Here is a 15,817-nt window from a genome sequence, read left to right on the forward strand (position 1 = left end):
TACGGCGTTGAGACGTTGTTTGTTCCGGCAGGAATGAATCGGGTACATATATATTATTTATCAGATAAAACCGATTGGCACCGGACTCGCCACTCCGCCGACGCCATCTTCGAGGTCGTCTCCGCCGCGGCCAACGTCGGGATCAGCACCGGGTTCGTGAATCCCGGCATGAGTCCTGCGGCGAAGTGGCTCTTCATCGTCGTTATGTGGGCGGGGAGGCTGGAGATCGTGCCCGTCATCGCCCTGGCGGCCGGGGCGGTACGGAGGGTGTGAAGGCGATGGTCGCGAGCGATCCGCAGTAACGGGGAGAAGAGTGTGTCGAACCGGATGTCCGGCCCAAAAAAGAGGATGTGTAATGGTTGGGGGCCTAGTTCTTCCTGCCCTTGTCCTGAACCTTCTCCGCCTTCTTCTCCTGCTTCTTACCCTGAGGCTTGTTCTCCTTTGCCATGAGTGACACACCTCCTTCCCGAGGAGGGATAGATCTGATGTTAACCGGCCATGATATAAATTTTATGTCCACTCAGCCACTTTTTCCAGGATTCAGGAGAAATTATACGTTTTTGTCGTTCTCCGGCCATGAAGGGATCGAAAGGGCGCTTGAGCGCGGGAAGGGCCGGGGGGCCGGGAGCTTTACGCCCCGCGCCTGATGCCGGAGAGCATATAGAGCGCGATCAGCGAGAGTCCCCCGATCACCTCGACACCTATCACGAGGGCCACAACCGGGATCGCGCCGGCAACCGCGAGGCCTCCCGTTATCGGCCCGAGCTCGGCCGGTGTCCCCGCAGGCGCCGATCCCGGTTCGGCGAGCCAGTCACAGAAGAGCGCGGCACCGACCGCAAGCATGACGACCGCCATGAGGCTGAAAATGAGCAGTCCCAGGACCTCGGTCTTTCGGAGCGATTTTCCTGCAACGCGCAATGACGCCTTTTTTGCACCCCTGCTCTCATGCATATCTTTCACCCCCTGCAGGCCGTCCGGTGCTCACCGGAAGCGGCCGGCAGACGGGGGTCACGGAAATCACCCGGCACATATGGTGGATCTCCTTTCACCAGCGTAGAATCGGTGACACGCCGATGCGAATGCAGCGGCCACAATTCTACATGATTGAACATGACAATACTATGAGACAGAGGATATATTTAATGGTACGCATCCCACCCCCCGACGCACCCGGAGAATCGTGTTCCGGGGAGGATACATACCCGCGGCCTCATCCGCCGATATCGGCGAAGCCGTCCCAAAAGTGCCTCGCGGCTGAAGATCCACATAGTTTAGAACGCTCTTATGTGCGCTCTAGGAGAATTCGGTGACATTCTGCGCAAGATTCCTGACACGGCTTCCCCCCGGATATCGCCACGCGGGGGAGGGACCGGGAGGTGCGACCGGAGGGAGCTTGAGAAGACCGGAGGTCTTCGAATGGGTGTCCCCCTCCCGGCAGAGGCATTTCGGGATGACCTCGGCTGCGAGACGCCGCCACGGGACAGGGACAGCCTCCCGGCTGGCAAATTCCCGTTTCAAGCGGAATGCTGCGGGGAAGGTTGGAATACACCAAGACTTTTATCCGTTTCTCTCCAACGGATATGAGAATGCCTCGCCTCTACCTCGGAAAGATCCTGCTCCGCTGGTGCGACTCCTGCCACGCCCCCGTGCTCTCCGGGATCTGCGCCTGCGGCACCCCGACCCGCCCGGTAGCCGTCACGCCGCCGGGAGACGCACGCCCTGCGTTTCCCGACGATGTCGAGCGGGTCAACCGAATATTCAGCGAACATTTCGGAGCGCCGCTGATACCGGAGGGGCACATTGCGCTCCTCAACAAAGTTCCCGCCGAGGACCGGATGGACGAGATCGTCCTTGGCGGCGCGGTCGTGGGCGCGATCCGCTACTTCCCGGAGGAGCGGCGCTGGGAGCCACTCCCACGCCCTGCCGCCGCGGCTTACCTGAAGCCGACGAAGCGCTACGTCGTCGTCGACGACGGCGCGATCACGTCCATCCGCGGTTCGGGAGCAAGCGTCCTCGCACCGGGCCTCGTCTCGATCGATCCCGCCGTCGCCGAAGGCGATGAAGTCTTCATCCTGACGAAGGCCGGCGAGTGCATCGGCGTCGGCAGGGCAAAGGTCGATGCGGCCACCGCCGGGACGATGGACCGGGGGCTCGTCGTCCGGACGCGAAAGAACGTCCAGTCGGTCTGTGTCCCGGGCGAGGCGACGTGGGAGGACGTCGTCGCGGCAAACGAACCGGTCCTCGCGGACTACGAAGCCGCGAGCATCCGGTTCGTCCGGGAGGTCGCCCAGCAGAACCCCGAGAAGCCCACGGTCTCCTACTCCGGCGGAAAAGACAGCCTCGCGACCCTGCTCGTCGTCTTAAAGGCGCTCGGCCCGGTGCCGCTCCTCTTTGCCGACACGGGATTCGAGTTCCCGGAGACCTGCGAGAATGTGGACGAGGTGGCGGAACGCTACGGGCTCGAAGTCCTCCGGGTCTGCGACGAAGAAGCATTCTGGAAGATGTTCGATGAGAACGGCCCGCCTGCCGTCGACGACCGCTGGTGCTGCACGGTCTGCAAACTCCACCCCGTCGGCCGCCTGATCGGCGATCACTGGGGTGAATGCCTCTCGTTCATCGGGCAGCGGAAGTACGAGTCGGTGCGGCGGATGCAGAGCCGGCGGGTCTGGCGGAACGCCCATGTCCCGCAACAGCTCTCGGCGGCCCCCATTCAGCAGTGGACGGCGATGCACGTCTGGCTCTACATCTTCCGCGAGAAAGCCCCCTACAACCGCCTCTACGAGCGGGGGCTCGACCGCATCGGGTGCTTCATGTGCCCCTCGAGCGACCTTGCGACGTTTGCAATCATCGGGGTATCCCACCCCGAGCTCCTGGCGATGTGGCACGGCAAACTCGCCCGCTGGCAGGAGAGGCAGGGGCTCTCTCCCGACTGGATCGAGCGCGGGCTGTGGCGAAAACGGGGAGATGCGGATGAAGAAGAAGATAGTTATAATTGATTACGGTCTCGGCAACCTGCGGAGCGTGCTGCGGGGCCTGGAGCGGGCGGGAGCAGCGGCGAGGATAACGGGGGATGCTGAGGAGATCACGGCAGCAGATGGGATCGTCCTCCCAGGGGTGGGGGCGTTTCGCGAGGGGATGGAGATGCTCGGCGATCTCCAGGTGACAGTCGTCAACGCCGCTCGCGATACGCCGCTGCTCGGGATCTGTCTTGGTATGCAGATGCTCATGGACTCGAGCGAAGAGCACGGGCTCCACCAGGGGCTCGGGATGGTGCCGGGGGAGGTCAGGCGGTTTATACCGACCGGCGGGGAGAAGGTGCCGCATATGGGCTGGAACACCATACGCGTCCAGGCAGGGGCACCTATCTTCGATGGGCTGCGCGAGGAGGAGTACGTCTACTTTGTCCACTCCTACTATGCGGCGGCCGCACCGGAGAGCGTCATCGCGAGCACCACCTACATCCACCCATTTGCATCCGCGGTCAGGTGCGGGCAGACATACGGTCTCCAGTTCCACCCGGAGAAGAGCGGTGCGGTGGGGCTGAAGATCCTGGAGAACTTCATCGAGCAGATCTGTTAGGCCAGGTATACTCCTCTCTCGCTGCCGGGACTCCCGTTTCTGCCTCGCACCCCTGCTCCAGCCAGGATAGACCGCAGCGGTGTTCACCAAAAAGAGTGCGTTCGGCTGAGATATGGAGATAGAGGCGGAGATGATCTCGCCCTCCGCGGCGTTTGCTGTCTTCCTCGCGCTTGCAGGATCCGCAGCCGCGCCTGACCCCGCACCCCGCTAACCCGGCTTTCAGGAGCCCAAGCGCACCTCTTTCAGCCTTCGCTCAATACGAGCCCCATGCGACCCCATCCAGTAGAGTTTCCGGCAGGCTGGGCACCACCAGAACTCCCTTTCCGGGGGCGAGGACGGTGCGTATGGGGTCTCCCGGATCTCACGCCGCGTTGCCGGTCGAAGGCGCGTGTTGCAGAGCGAACAGCGACTCATCCTGACCTCCGGCTCGATCAGACCGGCGTCGGCAAGTTGCCGGATCTGTGACATGATATCTTCAGAAGCGATGTAGACCGCCTGCTCCCCGCCCCGGCGCGCGAGTTCACGATCGCGGGTCAGGAGGACACGATCCTCACAGGTTGCGATCTCTAGCAGCAGCGAATCTTCCCGCGTGCTGCCGGGGGGGAGGCCGTTTGCACACAGTGTGTCATACCCCATGAACCGGAGGTAGCGCGTCAGCGTCCCGAGCATCCTGTCGGTCAGGAAACGGCGTTCACCGGATCTCCGAGACATACTCGATGCGCCCCCCGCATCTCGTGCAGGAATGCCCTTCAAGCCCCCGTATCCGTATGGCGTAGCCCGCCCGCTCGATGATAAGGTTTCCGCAGGATGGGCAGTAGGTGCTCTCGTAAGGGTGGCCTCCGACGTTTCCCAGGTATGGGTAGTTGATCCCGAGTTCTTTTGCCCGTTCGTAAATCTTCTCCAGCGTCCTGACCGGTGTCGGCCAGAGATCCAGCATCCTGTATTCAGGGTGGAACCGGGTGAAGTGCATCGGCGTGTCGGGTCCGAGGTTCTCAAGCACCCACCGGATGAGCCCCTCCATCTCCTCCATAGAGTCGTTCTGGCCCGGGATGACAAGTGTAACCGTCTCGATATGCATACCGAGTTCCTTTGCAAGCAACGTTGCGTCCAGGACAGGCTGAAGCCTCCCGCCGCAGACCTTCCGGTAGAAGGCATCAGAGAACGATTTGATGTCAACACGGAAGGCGGTGAGCATACCGGCGAGGTCGCGCAACCCCTCCTCGGTGATGTAGCCGTTTGTGACATAGACCGTTCCAAGACCTTTCTGCCGTGCAAACGCCCCCATCTCAAGCGGATACTCGTGCCATATGGTGGGCTCATTGTATGTCCAGGCGATGCTTGCAGAACCCGACGCAATCGCCCGCTCCACTCCCATCTCGGGGCTGATATCCCTGAACCCTCCCATCTCCAGAGTTTGCTGGGAGATCTGCCAGTTCTGGCAGTGCACACAGTGGAAGTTGCAGCCAACGCTGCCAAGCGAGTAAGAGAGGCTCCCCGGCAGGAAATGATACAGCGGTTTCTTCTCGATGGGATCGACCGCTTCAGCGATCACCTTGCCGAATGTGGCGGCATACAGCGTGCCGCCGCGGTTGATGCGGACACCGCAGATACCATGCTTCCCATCTTTAATGGTGCACCTGTGGGCGCAGAGCGAGCACCTGACGGTGTTATCCTCCAGTTTCTGGTAGAGTCGCGCCTCATGCATATGATCTCCCCCTGTCGGGAAGCATGATAGTTATTGCGGGAGGTGCCGCCTATCCACCTCTCCATCCTCTCTGTCATACTCGACAACCAGGGCGCCGCGATACCCGCAACGCTTGCAGCGGTAGAGAGAACCGATGTATCCTCCGGTAACCGGCCATACATCGGTTGAGTTGCAGACCGGGCAGTGCAGCATCTTCACAACAGGTATATGAGTGATATCCGGGTAATAATAGGGTGGGATGAAGAAGATCGTTATATCTCTGGGCGGCTCGATTCTGGTCCCCTCGCTTGAATCGAACAATATCGCTCGATACGTATCCGTTCTGAAGAAGATCTCCGGGATATGCCGACTGTTCATTGTTGTCGGCGGTGGCGGGGAGGCGCGCAGGTACATCGGGGTCGCTCGCGGCCTTGGCGCCGGCGAGGCAGCGGCGGACGAACTCGGCATCATGGTGACCAGGCTGAACGCGCGTCTTCTCATCGCCGGTCTCGGCGAGGCGGCCTACCCGCGTGTTGCCGAGAACTACACAGAGGCGCTTGAGTTCGCGCTGAGCGGAAAGATCGTGGTCATGGGCGGGATCACTCCTGCACAGACGACTGACGCCGTATCGGCGGTGCTTGCCGAGAGCGTTGGTGCCGATCTCCTCATCAACGCCACGTCGATCGACGGGATATACAGCGCCGACCCGAAGAAAGATGCCAGTGCAGTGAGGCACGAACGCCTCACTCCGCGAGAACTCCTGGAGATCCTCACAGCAAACAGAATGAACGCGGGCGCCAACACCGTTCTCGATATCGTGGCCGGGAAAGTTATTGAACGCTCCGGGATCCCTCTTCTGGTGATCGACGGCCGTGAACCGGATAACCTCTACCGGGCGATCGCGGAGGGCGCGTTTCTCGGCACCATAGTCTCAAAAGAGGGTGCAGAACCCCGGCCGGCCTGAATTCGCAGGGGGAAAAAACTCCCCTCCAGGGGTCAGGTGGGAGCAAAAAGGATTCTAAACCCAACTAGACAGGGACCTGGAGATGATCTGCCTTGCCGCCAGAACGAACCCGATTACCGCAGAGAGAGCCTGCAGCGCAAAGGAGGGGTTCTCTTTCCAGGTTCAAACCCCTCTTAATGATCGATACCACGTTTCTTGAGTTCATCAGACTTCTTCTTAGAGCATGCCTCACATCGAAACTCTGGCGCCGGGTCGCTGGTTCTGTCGTAGTTCTTTGCCCTGACGAGGCGGTAACCCCGGGCAACCCTGCCGCAGTCCACGCACCTGATATCGTCTCTCACCTCCCACTGTGCGGCGAGGGCCTCGGAGGTGAAGATAAACCGATCGACCCAGAAGAAGATGAGACCTCCCACCAGGTTGGCGATTATCGTCGCGGCAAGCGCCCCAAGGCTGCCGAGCAACGCAAGCACCCCGGCCAGGATCGGCGTCGAGAGTTGCCACCGGACGAGATACAGGCCGTATCGTGTGAACTACCCCGCCCTGAAGGGCGGGGCTTCCTGCTTCATGGCCAACACTTGCACCACAGAGATGTGATGTAGAGGTCTTGGCTCCACAGGCTCAAAGGGCTGTTCCATCCCCACGCGGTGGATATTTACCGCAGCATTGTAATCTCTATCGGCAACAAACCCACAGTATGGGCATTCGTGGACTCTCTCGGAGAGCGTCTTTTTCACGATGCTTCCGCAGTTCGAACACATCTGTGTCGTGTCGCGGGGATCGACTTTGACGAGTTCCGTACCAGCACTTTCAGCCTTGTACGAGAGGTAAGAATAAAATCGTCCCCACGACGCACTGTGGATACTTCTCCGGAGCCCGCGAGATTTGCCGTTCTCTTTCAAATACTTGATATTCAGGTCTTCAACACAGATCGTCGCATAGGTGTCAACGTACTGACGGGAGAGTTTGTGCAGGAAATCGTTCTTCTGGTTGGCGACATGATCATAGACCTTCTCCAGTTTCCTTTTTGCCTTCTTCCAGTTTTTCGAGAACCGTTTTTTCCGGGCAAGACTCCGCTGGATCTTCTTGATCCTGCCCAGAGAATGTTCATAGAACCTGGGGTTCTCGATCACCGCACCGTCACTATCGACCGCAAACGAGTTCAGACCGAGATCGATACCGACAGACTGCCCTTCACGCTTTGATGAAGACACTGTCTGCTCTGTCTGAATGATCACATACCATCTATCGCCGGAACGGGTGATCAGGACACCCTTCACCTTCCCGGTGTAGGGTCGGTGCATGTTGAACGGAATCGTTCCGATCTTCGAGAACGTAATCGAACTATGCTCGCGATCGATCTTGAAACCCGACTGATTATAATTGAGCGTCCGGTATCGGGCTGCACTCTTGAATCGGAGTTTGCCGATCTTCCGTCCTCTCTTCTTTGTCTGCGAGAGTGCAGCGATGTTGCTCCAGAGGGTGTAGTTGACCATCTGGAGCACTTTAGAGTACACGTCCTTGAGTGCAGGATTCTCCTCTTTCAGCGTGACGATCCGCGCCTGCGTTCCTTGCATCGTCGGAGAGATTCCATTCTCTCGTGCCGTGTTGCATTCTTCGAGAAGTTTGTTGTAGAGCCACCTACAGGTATCGAGCGCGGCATTCAGCCGAACTTCAGTGGTTGCATCGGGATACGCTCGGTACTTGTAGGAAACGATCATTTACTTCTCCATCTGCGAGTCAACATACTCTTTCAGCGCATCGAGGCTTACCTGTCCTGATGTTGCAAGGAAATATGACGGAGACCAGAAGGAATCTCCCTCTAGCAAATTCTTCGTTGCAGGGAACTCCTGCCGTAGTCTCCGTGCCGATACTCCCTTGATCACGTTGACAACATTGACGAGGTTGGTTTTCGGAGTCGCCTTGAAGAGAAGATGATAGTGATCTTCCGCAGGTTCGTGAGCAACAACGTCTATACCCAATTCGTCCGATAGGTTCCACACGATATCTTTCAGACGCTCCCGAATATCGTCAGAATATAACGCTTTCCGGCGATACTTCACTACTATCACCAGATGATAATAGAGAGCAAAGACCGAATGCGCTGACCTATCAAGTTTATACTTCATGTTGGGTATACCATATTATTTGGGTATACCATACTATGATACCCAAGATGATATATCTATCGCAGGAAGGAAGGGCGGCTCCGCTTTCATCCCCATCGTGAACGGTGGGGACTTCCCACTCCGCCCCCTTCACCCCCGCAAGTTAATTTCCACGGATAATATTCAACCCCCTGAGTCATAAATCCTGGCGGGGACGACCTCAGGAGAGCACCAGGATCCGGCGAGTCAGGCTCTTGTGCACCCGCTGCTCGTGCTCCTGCAGGATGGTGAAATAGCAGGCGGCGATAGACGTTATGTCACGGTTCGTCACAACGACCGCGCGCCGCCCCGACCGGAGGATACGCCGGATCTCCGCAAGCGACCCGTCGTACAACTGATCCATGCTCTCTGCGCGGACCCTGACCGACTGGCCGTAGGGTAGATCTGTCACAACGGCGTCGATAGCACTGTCACGGATGGGGACTGCCGCGGCATCTGCAACCATCACATCCTGGCAAGGGAGGTTGCGCCTGCAGCCCTCGATCATCTCGGGGTCGAAGTCACTCCCAAGTATACTGGCACCTACCTCCCTCGCCTCAAGGAGGATCCCGCCTGTGCCGCAGAAAGGGTCAAAGAGCCGCTCACCTGGCGCAACAAGAGATATATTGACGAGCGCCCTGGCTATCCGGGGCATCATCACGCCAGGGTGGAAGAACGGCCGACGCGTGGGGTTCCGGGCCTCAAACGCCCCTCGGTCGATCCTGAAAATTACGCGGCCGAAGTAACAGCGATCACCGGAGACGATGGCACGGTACTCTTCGACGGGGTTGCGCAGCGAGACCGGCCCGGTGATCAGGCTCCCGATCAGTCGCTCGGCCTCAAGGCTAGATATGTCCATACGCGCCCCCTGAACGGTCTTCACCCTGCCGGCAAACGGTCGTGTGGTCGTGATGCCAAGGTCCCGAAGCAGACCCTCAAACGCTGCAGCCGTAGGTTCGCACTCGCCGAGATACTCCATAACCACGTGCGTCAGGGAAAGTCTTCTGGTAGCCTCCGGGTCAGGGCATTCCGCGACCGCAACCTGCGTCCGCCGGGAGAGCACCCTGCCCACGCACTCGAGCTCCGCGACCGGCAGACCAGGGTGCTCACCGGAGAGTTCGAAGAGCAGCTTCATCCTAACGATATTGGGCTGGATTGAGATAAAATTGGAGTAGACGCAGAAAAGATCGGGTCACGATGGGGGATCTTACCCATGCTGCCAGGGCATGGCAACAGAATCAGTCGGTCCTGAGCGGGCCAATAGAATTACCAGGATCACCAGATACCGGCAGAGACCGCTCTCACTTTACCGTCTCTTTCATCCGGTCGACAACGTCGTGGAAAAAGCCCCTGCCCTTCTTTGCGCCCTTCATTGAAGAGGGTTTGCGCCCCTCCACCTCGAGCAGACGCTCATACAACTCCCGCTCCTCGTCTGTCAGGCGTTCGGGGATGACGATACTCACCCGCACCAGCATATCCCCGGGTTTCGTCTGCCAGCGCACACCCTCCCCGCGTATCCTGAGCCGGGTATCATGCTGCACGCCGGCCGGGACGCTGAGACTGACCGTGCGGCCGTCGATCGTCTGCACCTCCACCTCGGAGCCCAGCGCCGCCTGTGCGGGGGTGATATCGACAGTGGTCTCCAGGTCGTCGCCACGACGGGTGAACGCCCTGTCCGGCGCGACGGTTATCTCCACGTAAAGGTCGCCCGGCGGCGCACCGTAGTCGCCAAAGTCGCCGTAGCCCTCCATCCGGAGACGCATGCCCGTATCCACGCCCGGCGGGATCCGGACCTTCACCGTCCGCCGGGCACGCCGGTGGCCGGTGCCGTTGCATGTCCTGCACCGCGTCTCCGGGACCCTCCCCCGGCCATTGCAGGTGCTGCATGTGCTCATCCGTACGAAGTTCCCGAAGAGAGACTGGCTCATCTGCCGCATCTGGCCGGTGCCGCCACAGGTCGGACAGATGACCGTCTTCTTCGTCTCGCTCCCGGTTCCATCGCACTCGAGACAGGGCTCGATATGTTCTACTTCGACCTCCTTCTCCGTCCCGAAGACCGCTTCCTCAAGCGTGATCCTCAACTTCACCAGGATGTCCGCACCCGGCCGCGGGCCAGTATTCTGTCTCCCCCCGCCTGCAAACCCGCCGCCGAAGAAAGTCTCAAAGATATCCCCGAACCCGGAGAAGTCAGCGCTGAACCCGCTGGAATATCCACCACCGGAGTATGAACCGCGGGAGGCGCTGCTGTAGGCCTCATGTCCCATACGGTCGTACTGGGCGCGTTTCCCGGGGTCGGAGAGGACGCTGTAAGCCTCATTGATCTTCTTGAAACGCTCCTCGGCCCCCGGCTCTTTACAGACGTCTGGATGATACTTCCGTGCAAGGTTCCGGTAGGCTTTCCTGATCTCCTTATCGTCGGCGTCGCGTGAAACACCGAGGATATCATAGTAGCTTTCCGGACCCATCCCTCTCACTCTTTGACTTCGTAATCAGCATCGACGACGTTGTCATCCTTCCCCGCGGCAGTCCCCGCCTGCGCACGCTGATACACCTTTGTCGTGAATGCATATACTGCTTCGGTCAGGGCATCCATCTTCTGCCGGATCGCCTCGGTGTCGTCACCCTCAAGAGCCTTCCTGAGATCGGCGATCGCACTCTCTATCCTATCCCTGTCAGCAGCCTCGATAGTCTCCTTTGCATCACTGATCGCACGTTCCGCAGTGAAGATCGCGGTATCAGCGGCATTGCGCAGCTCAATCTCCTCGCGCTTCTTCCGGTCCTCCTCCTCAAACCTCCTGGCCTCGTCCATCATCCGCTGGATCTCCGCTTCGGATGGACGGGAGTCCTGCGGTTTGATGGTGATCGACTGCTCGTTCCCGGTACCGAGGTCCTTTGCAGAGACATGGACAATACCGTTTGCATCGATATCGAAGGTTACCTCGATCTGCGGGATGCCACGAGGTGCGGGCGGAATCCCTGTCAGCTGGAACCGGCCAAGTGTAAAGTTATCCTTCGCGAGCGCCCGCTCGCCCTGCACCACATGGATCTCGACCGATGTCTGCCCATCGGCGGCGGTCGAGAAGATCTGGCTTTTCCGCGTCGGGATGGTGGTGTTGCGCTCGATCAGTTTCGTCGCGATGCCGCCAAGCGTCTCGATGCCAAGCGAGAGCGGGGTCACATCCAGGAGCAGGACATCCTTCGTCTCCCCCGTGAGGACGCCTGCCTGGATGGCAGCACCCAGCGCAACACACTCGTCAGGGTTGATCCCCTTGTCAGGCTCCTTGTTGAGGATCTTTCTCACAGTCTCCTGGACCAGCGGAACCCTGGTCGACCCGCCCACAAGGAGAACGTGATCGATATCTTCCGGACTCAGTTTGGCATCGGCCAGCGCCTGTTTCACCGGTCCTATGGTCGAGTCCACCAGGTCGGCGATGAGACTCTCAAACTTCGCACGGGTGAGATCGATATCCATGAATTTGGGGCCACTCTCCGTGGTGGTGATGTAGGGGAGATTGATGTTGGTCTTCTGGACGGTTGAGAGTTCGATCTTTGCGTTCTCGGCCGCATCACGCAGACGCTGCATGGCAACCCGGTCTTTTCGGAGATCGATTCCTTCCTTCTTCCGGAACTCCTCGACCAGATAATCGACGATCCTTCTGTCAAAGTCGTCGCCACCGAGATGGTTTATGCCAGCGGTCGCCTTGACCTCAAATACGCCATCCCCGAGCTGGAGGATAGATACATCAAAGGTGCCGCCACCCAGATCGTAAACGAGCACTGTGGCCTCTTCTTCCTTATCGATGCCGTAAGCAAGAGCGCTTGCGGTCGGTTCGTTGATGATCCGGAGCACCTCGAGGCCTGCGATCTTCCCTGCGTCTTTGGTCGCCTGCCGCTGGGCATCGTTGAAGTAGGCGGGCACCGTGATGACCGCTTTTGTAATCTTTTCACCCAGGTACTGTTCCGCATCCACCTTCAACTTCTGGAGGATCATCGCGGAGATCTCCTGCGGGGTATAGGCTCTGTCCCCGATGGTGACCTTCTCGCTTGTACCCATCCTGCGTTTGATCGACTGGATGGTGCGTTCGGGGTTCGTGATCGCCTGCCGTTTTGCGGCGCTGCCGACCAGTCTCTCACCGTCTTTTGTGAACGCCACGACCGAGGGGGTGGTCCTGCCGCCTTCCGCGTTGGGGATGACCGTCGGCCGACCGCCTTCCATGATCGCCATGCATGAGTTGGTTGTTCCAAGATCGATGCCAATGACCTTCTCTGAAACCATGTGATTATTCCTCCTTTCCTTTAGACACTACAACTTTTGCGCATCTGATGACCTTATCCTGCATGCAGTAGCCGCGAACGACCTCCTCGATCACACTGCCCTCCTCCGCCTCCGACGGGACGCAGGCGATAGCCTCCTGGCATTCCGGGTCAAAAGGTCGGTTGAGGCACTCGATAGGCTTGATACCGTGCCGTTCCAGGATGCCCATAAGGAGTTTTTGTATCTGCTGCATACCCTCTCCAAGACCGCCAGCCTCGGCTTTCTCCGCCCGCTCAAAGTTGTCCACAACTTCGAGCAACTCGACCGCGAGATCCTCGATGGCAAGCCTCGTCAGGTTTTCACGTTCACTGGCCATCCTTTTGCGGTAGTTCTCAAAATCTGCTGCAAGCCGGAGATACCGGTCGTTAAGGTCATCGTATGCAGATTTCAGTTCATCATATGACGTTTGCATCTCTTCACGCTCTCGAGATGCCGCATCTGCCTTTTCTGCAATAGGCTGCTGCTCCTCAGCTCGTCTGGATGTATCCTCCTTCATACGCCTAACCTGCTTTTAAAAAGTATCCTCTGTTTATTATTTATTGTAATGGGGTTCTATATATTACTAACTGTCGCTGCAGGTATTTACCCCCCCTCCTTTGTCGGATTTACGATCAGACATAAATCCACAGAGATTCCTTCTGCAAGATAAAACCTATCGGGACGGGGTCGCCATCTTCGCCAACCGGTTTTGCGGCAAGCGCCAGGTATATCTCTCCACCTCACTTACGTGTAACCATGAAATGGGCACTGCTGTCTGTCTGGGACAAGACAGGCATCGTCGATCTCGCAAAGGTGCTCATCGAGCACGATTATCGTATCCTGAGTTCCGGGGGCACCGGGGCAGCGCTGGATAAGGCGGGGGTCCCATTCACCGATGTATCCACCTATACCGGTTCTCCCGAAATGATGGACGGCAGGGTCAAGACCCTCCATCCAAAGATTCACGGCGGGATCCTGGGACGCCGGGGTATCGACGACGCTCAGATGCAGGAACACGGCATAGAGCCTATCGACCTCGTCGTGGTGAACCTCTATCCCTTCGAGGCTATGAGCGGGAAGGGGCTCCCGATCGATAAGGTGATCGAGTACATCGATATCGGCGGCCCGGCGATGGTGCGGGCGGCGGCAAAGAACCACAGATACGTTGCCGTGGTGGTGGATCCCGCTGATTACGACAAAGTTGCAGAGGCCATCAGGAGAGGCGGATTCACAGCCGAAGAGCGCCTGAACCTCGCTGCAAAGGCGTTTGCCCGAACCGCAGCCTACGATGGCGCGATCTCAAACTACTTCACCGGCATCGGCCAGCCATTCCCGACGATTCTCACTCTCCAACACAGGGAAGGTAGAACGCTGCGTTACGGCGAAAATCCCCATCAGGCGGCAGCGGTCTACGGGGAGGGGGGTATCGCCGGCGAAGAGCCGCTCCAGGGCAGGCAGATGTCCTACAACAACTATCTGGACGTTCATGCAGCGGTCGGGCTGCTCCGGGAGTTTAATGATGGGTGTGCTGCTGTCATAGTCAAGCACAACAACCCCTGTGGTGTGGCTATCGGGAACGGACTCCTTGAGACTTATATCGCCGCACGGGAGGTTGATCCAGTCTCAGCCTATGGTTCGATCGTCGCCGTGAACCGGGAGGTGACGGAGGATGTTGCCCGCGAGATAACAAAGACGTTCGTCGAAGTTCTGATCGCTCCATCCTACACCACTGGCGCGCTTGAGATTATGAAGGCCAAGGAAAATATGCGGGTGCTCCGGCTTCCCGACCCTATCATCCACGATGAGATCCGGAGCATCGATGGCGGCGTCCTGGTCCAGCGCACAGAACCATACCGGGAGGACTGGCGTGTCGTGACGGAGCGGGAACCAACGGCCCATGAGATGATGGCAATGGAACTCGCCTGGAAGGTCTGCAAACACACGAAGAGCAACGCCATCATATTCGCCGACGAGAAAGCGGTCATCGGGATCGGAGCCGGGCAGATGAACCGCGTCGAGTCAGCGGAGATCGCGGTCAGGAAGGCCCGAAAATCCCTTGCGGGATCGGCGGTGGCATCAGATGCATTCCTCCCGTTCCCCGATACGCTGGAGGTTGCAGCGGCGGCAGGGGCGACCGCGCTCGTCCAGCCTGGAGGGTCCATCCGCGACCAGGAGGTCATCGACGCGGCGAACAGGCTCAACGTCGCGATGATCTTCACCGGGGTTCGCCACTTCAGGCACTAAAAACCTTTTTTGTCGTCAGTGTGTTATTTACATCCTTTTACCGCATCCGGCTGGAGACCTGCCAGACGCTCGATGCCCCTGGATGGCTTACCCTGACCTACCTGATATGTCCAGAAAAGAGGATGTTTTTCATGAGCGATGCAATTCAAAAGAGGGTTTTGCATAATGTAGAGGAGATGGGCAAGAAAATATCTGATGGAGGAGAGGCCGCGCTTTGAGGGCCATGATATCCGGGCAGAGACTGAATCTGCTGGTTTGATGGCCTCAGTGCCCGGGATCTCCACCGACCACAGATGAACGTCCGGTTATCAGTCGATGGCAACCATGACCTCAGTTGACTTTACCACCGCATATACTCTCTTGCCGACGGCAAGCCCAAGGCTCTCGACGGATTTTCTGGTAATGACCGAGACTAGGTCGCCGCCGCCGTCCAGTTCGATGACAACCTCGGCGGTGACAACACCCTCGGTGATGGACTTTATCTTTCCTGGAATCTGGTTTCGCGCACTCAACTTCATGCCACTCACAGCACAGGATGGCCCATTCTCTCCCATATAGGTATCGATCGCGCTGATTTGCCTAAAAAGAGCCTGAAAACCAAATCATGGGCCTGTCCGGATTCGAACCGGAGATCTTTGCCGTGTAAGGGCAACGTCATGACCAGCTAGACCACAGGCCCCGTGGATGCCTTAGAGTATTTTGCGCCTTGATGGATAAACGTGTTGCCCGCCGGAATTCCCGGGGGGGGGCGGGCATGGTTTGTATCAACCCCGGAATGGGGGACCACAGCACCGCATAAAGGGCCGCCTCAAATCTGCGGGGCGGGCGGCCGCAAGCCCTCCTGATGGTAAAAGCCGGTCTTAAAAAAGAAGCGATCAAATCAACGACCCGGACTGTAGAATCTCAAC

The 15,817-nt window shown here is 58.6% G+C and carries 17 protein-coding genes and 1 tRNA gene; 5 read left to right on the top strand and 13 right to left on the bottom strand.

Annotated elements, in window-relative coordinates; all coding sequences use genetic code 11:
- Positions 1-33: 33 nt before the first annotated feature.
- On the top strand, positions 34-273 hold the full coding sequence (locus R6Y96_RS09235) for a potassium transporter TrkG (RefSeq protein WP_318621084.1): 240 nt from the start codon (positions 34-36) through the stop codon (positions 271-273).
- A gap of 357 nt (positions 274-630) precedes the next feature.
- Here R6Y96_RS09235 and R6Y96_RS09240 read toward each other — a convergent pair whose 3' ends face one another.
- Positions 631-951, bottom strand: a complete 321-nt coding sequence (locus R6Y96_RS09240; protein ID WP_318621086.1) for a hypothetical protein — start codon at positions 949-951, stop codon at positions 631-633.
- Positions 952-1,586: 635 nt separating this feature from the next.
- Here R6Y96_RS09240 and R6Y96_RS09245 point away from each other — a divergent pair.
- Together R6Y96_RS09245 and hisH are read left to right on the top strand one after the other, a co-directional pair.
- Positions 1,587-2,996, top strand: coding sequence for a phosphoadenosine phosphosulfate reductase domain-containing protein (locus R6Y96_RS09245; protein ID WP_318621087.1), 1,410 nt, complete (start codon positions 1,587-1,589; stop codon positions 2,994-2,996).
- A complete protein-coding gene (gene hisH, locus R6Y96_RS09250; protein ID WP_318621088.1) occupies positions 2,971-3,579 on the top strand; it encodes an imidazole glycerol phosphate synthase subunit HisH in 609 nt (202 codons plus the stop codon). The genes R6Y96_RS09245 and hisH overlap by 26 nt, the downstream gene beginning before the upstream one ends.
- Before the next feature lie 219 nt (positions 3,580-3,798).
- On the opposite strand, the gene R6Y96_RS09255 is transcribed toward hisH, so the two are convergent.
- The 3 genes from R6Y96_RS09255 to R6Y96_RS09265 are packed head-to-tail and all read right to left on the bottom strand — an operon-like array spanning position 3,799 to position 5,476.
- Complete coding sequence (locus R6Y96_RS09255) at positions 3,799-4,290, bottom strand: Mut7-C RNAse domain-containing protein (RefSeq protein ID WP_318621090.1); 492 nt, start codon at positions 4,288-4,290, stop codon at positions 3,799-3,801.
- On the bottom strand, positions 4,271-5,284 hold the full coding sequence (gene amrS / locus R6Y96_RS09260; protein ID WP_318621091.1) for an AmmeMemoRadiSam system radical SAM enzyme: 1,014 nt from the start codon (positions 5,282-5,284) through the stop codon (positions 4,271-4,273). Before amrS ends, R6Y96_RS09255 begins: the two co-directional genes overlap by 20 nt.
- A 30-nt stretch (positions 5,285-5,314) precedes the next feature.
- The gene (locus R6Y96_RS09265) at positions 5,315-5,476 is read right to left on the bottom strand and encodes a hypothetical protein (RefSeq protein WP_318621092.1); all 162 of its coding nucleotides are present in this window, start codon (positions 5,474-5,476) and stop codon (positions 5,315-5,317) included.
- Positions 5,477-5,522: 46 nt separating this feature from the next.
- Here R6Y96_RS09265 and pyrH point away from each other — a divergent pair, with 46 nt between their 5' ends.
- Positions 5,523-6,227 (top strand): UMP kinase, encoded by a 705-nt coding sequence (gene pyrH, locus R6Y96_RS09270; protein ID WP_214022468.1) that lies wholly within the window; start codon positions 5,523-5,525, stop codon positions 6,225-6,227.
- Positions 6,228-6,400: 173 nt separating this feature from the next.
- Here the strand turns inward: pyrH and R6Y96_RS09275 are convergent, their stop codons facing one another.
- The 7 genes from R6Y96_RS09275 to R6Y96_RS09305 form a co-directional block, all read right to left on the bottom strand.
- Positions 6,401-6,688: a hypothetical protein gene (locus R6Y96_RS09275; RefSeq protein ID WP_318621094.1), complete on the bottom strand. Its 288-nt coding sequence runs from the start codon at positions 6,686-6,688 to the stop codon at positions 6,401-6,403.
- A 69-nt stretch (positions 6,689-6,757) separates the two neighbouring features.
- Complete coding sequence (locus tag R6Y96_RS09280; protein WP_318621095.1) at positions 6,758-7,945, bottom strand: RNA-guided endonuclease InsQ/TnpB family protein; 1,188 nt, start codon at positions 7,943-7,945, stop codon at positions 6,758-6,760.
- Positions 7,946-8,353, bottom strand: coding sequence for an IS200/IS605 family transposase (gene tnpA, locus R6Y96_RS09285; protein WP_318621097.1), 408 nt, complete (start codon positions 8,351-8,353; stop codon positions 7,946-7,948).
- Positions 8,354-8,552: 199 nt separating this feature from the next.
- A complete protein-coding gene (locus tag R6Y96_RS09290; protein WP_318621098.1) occupies positions 8,553-9,506 on the bottom strand; it encodes a methyltransferase domain-containing protein in 954 nt (317 codons plus the stop codon).
- A gap of 166 nt (positions 9,507-9,672) precedes the next feature.
- Positions 9,673-10,836: a molecular chaperone DnaJ gene (gene dnaJ, locus R6Y96_RS09295; RefSeq protein WP_318621100.1), complete on the bottom strand. Its 1,164-nt coding sequence runs from the start codon at positions 10,834-10,836 to the stop codon at positions 9,673-9,675.
- Between the two features lie 5 nt (positions 10,837-10,841).
- A complete protein-coding gene (gene dnaK / locus R6Y96_RS09300; protein ID WP_318621101.1) occupies positions 10,842-12,647 on the bottom strand; it encodes a molecular chaperone DnaK in 1,806 nt (601 codons plus the stop codon).
- A gap of 4 nt (positions 12,648-12,651) precedes the next feature.
- Positions 12,652-13,182 (bottom strand): nucleotide exchange factor GrpE, encoded by a 531-nt coding sequence (locus R6Y96_RS09305; protein WP_318621102.1) that lies wholly within the window; start codon positions 13,180-13,182, stop codon positions 12,652-12,654.
- A gap of 239 nt (positions 13,183-13,421) precedes the next feature.
- Here R6Y96_RS09305 and purH point away from each other — a divergent pair, with 239 nt between their 5' ends.
- Positions 13,422-14,909: a bifunctional phosphoribosylaminoimidazolecarboxamide formyltransferase/IMP cyclohydrolase gene (purH, locus tag R6Y96_RS09310; protein ID WP_318621104.1), complete on the top strand. Its 1,488-nt coding sequence runs from the start codon at positions 13,422-13,424 to the stop codon at positions 14,907-14,909.
- A 308-nt stretch (positions 14,910-15,217) separates the two neighbouring features.
- Here the strand turns inward: purH and R6Y96_RS09315 are convergent, their stop codons facing one another.
- Positions 15,218-15,427: a TOBE domain-containing protein gene (locus R6Y96_RS09315; protein WP_318621106.1), complete on the bottom strand. Its 210-nt coding sequence runs from the start codon at positions 15,425-15,427 to the stop codon at positions 15,218-15,220.
- 87 nt (positions 15,428-15,514) lie between these two features.
- Positions 15,515-15,588: transfer RNA gene (locus R6Y96_RS09320), tRNA-Val, on the bottom strand.
- Positions 15,589-15,817 lie beyond the last annotated feature (229 nt).

Origin of the sequence: Methanoculleus receptaculi (assembly GCF_033472595.1) — an archaeon.
Taxonomy (GTDB): domain Archaea; phylum Halobacteriota; class Methanomicrobia; order Methanomicrobiales; family Methanoculleaceae; genus Methanoculleus; species Methanoculleus receptaculi.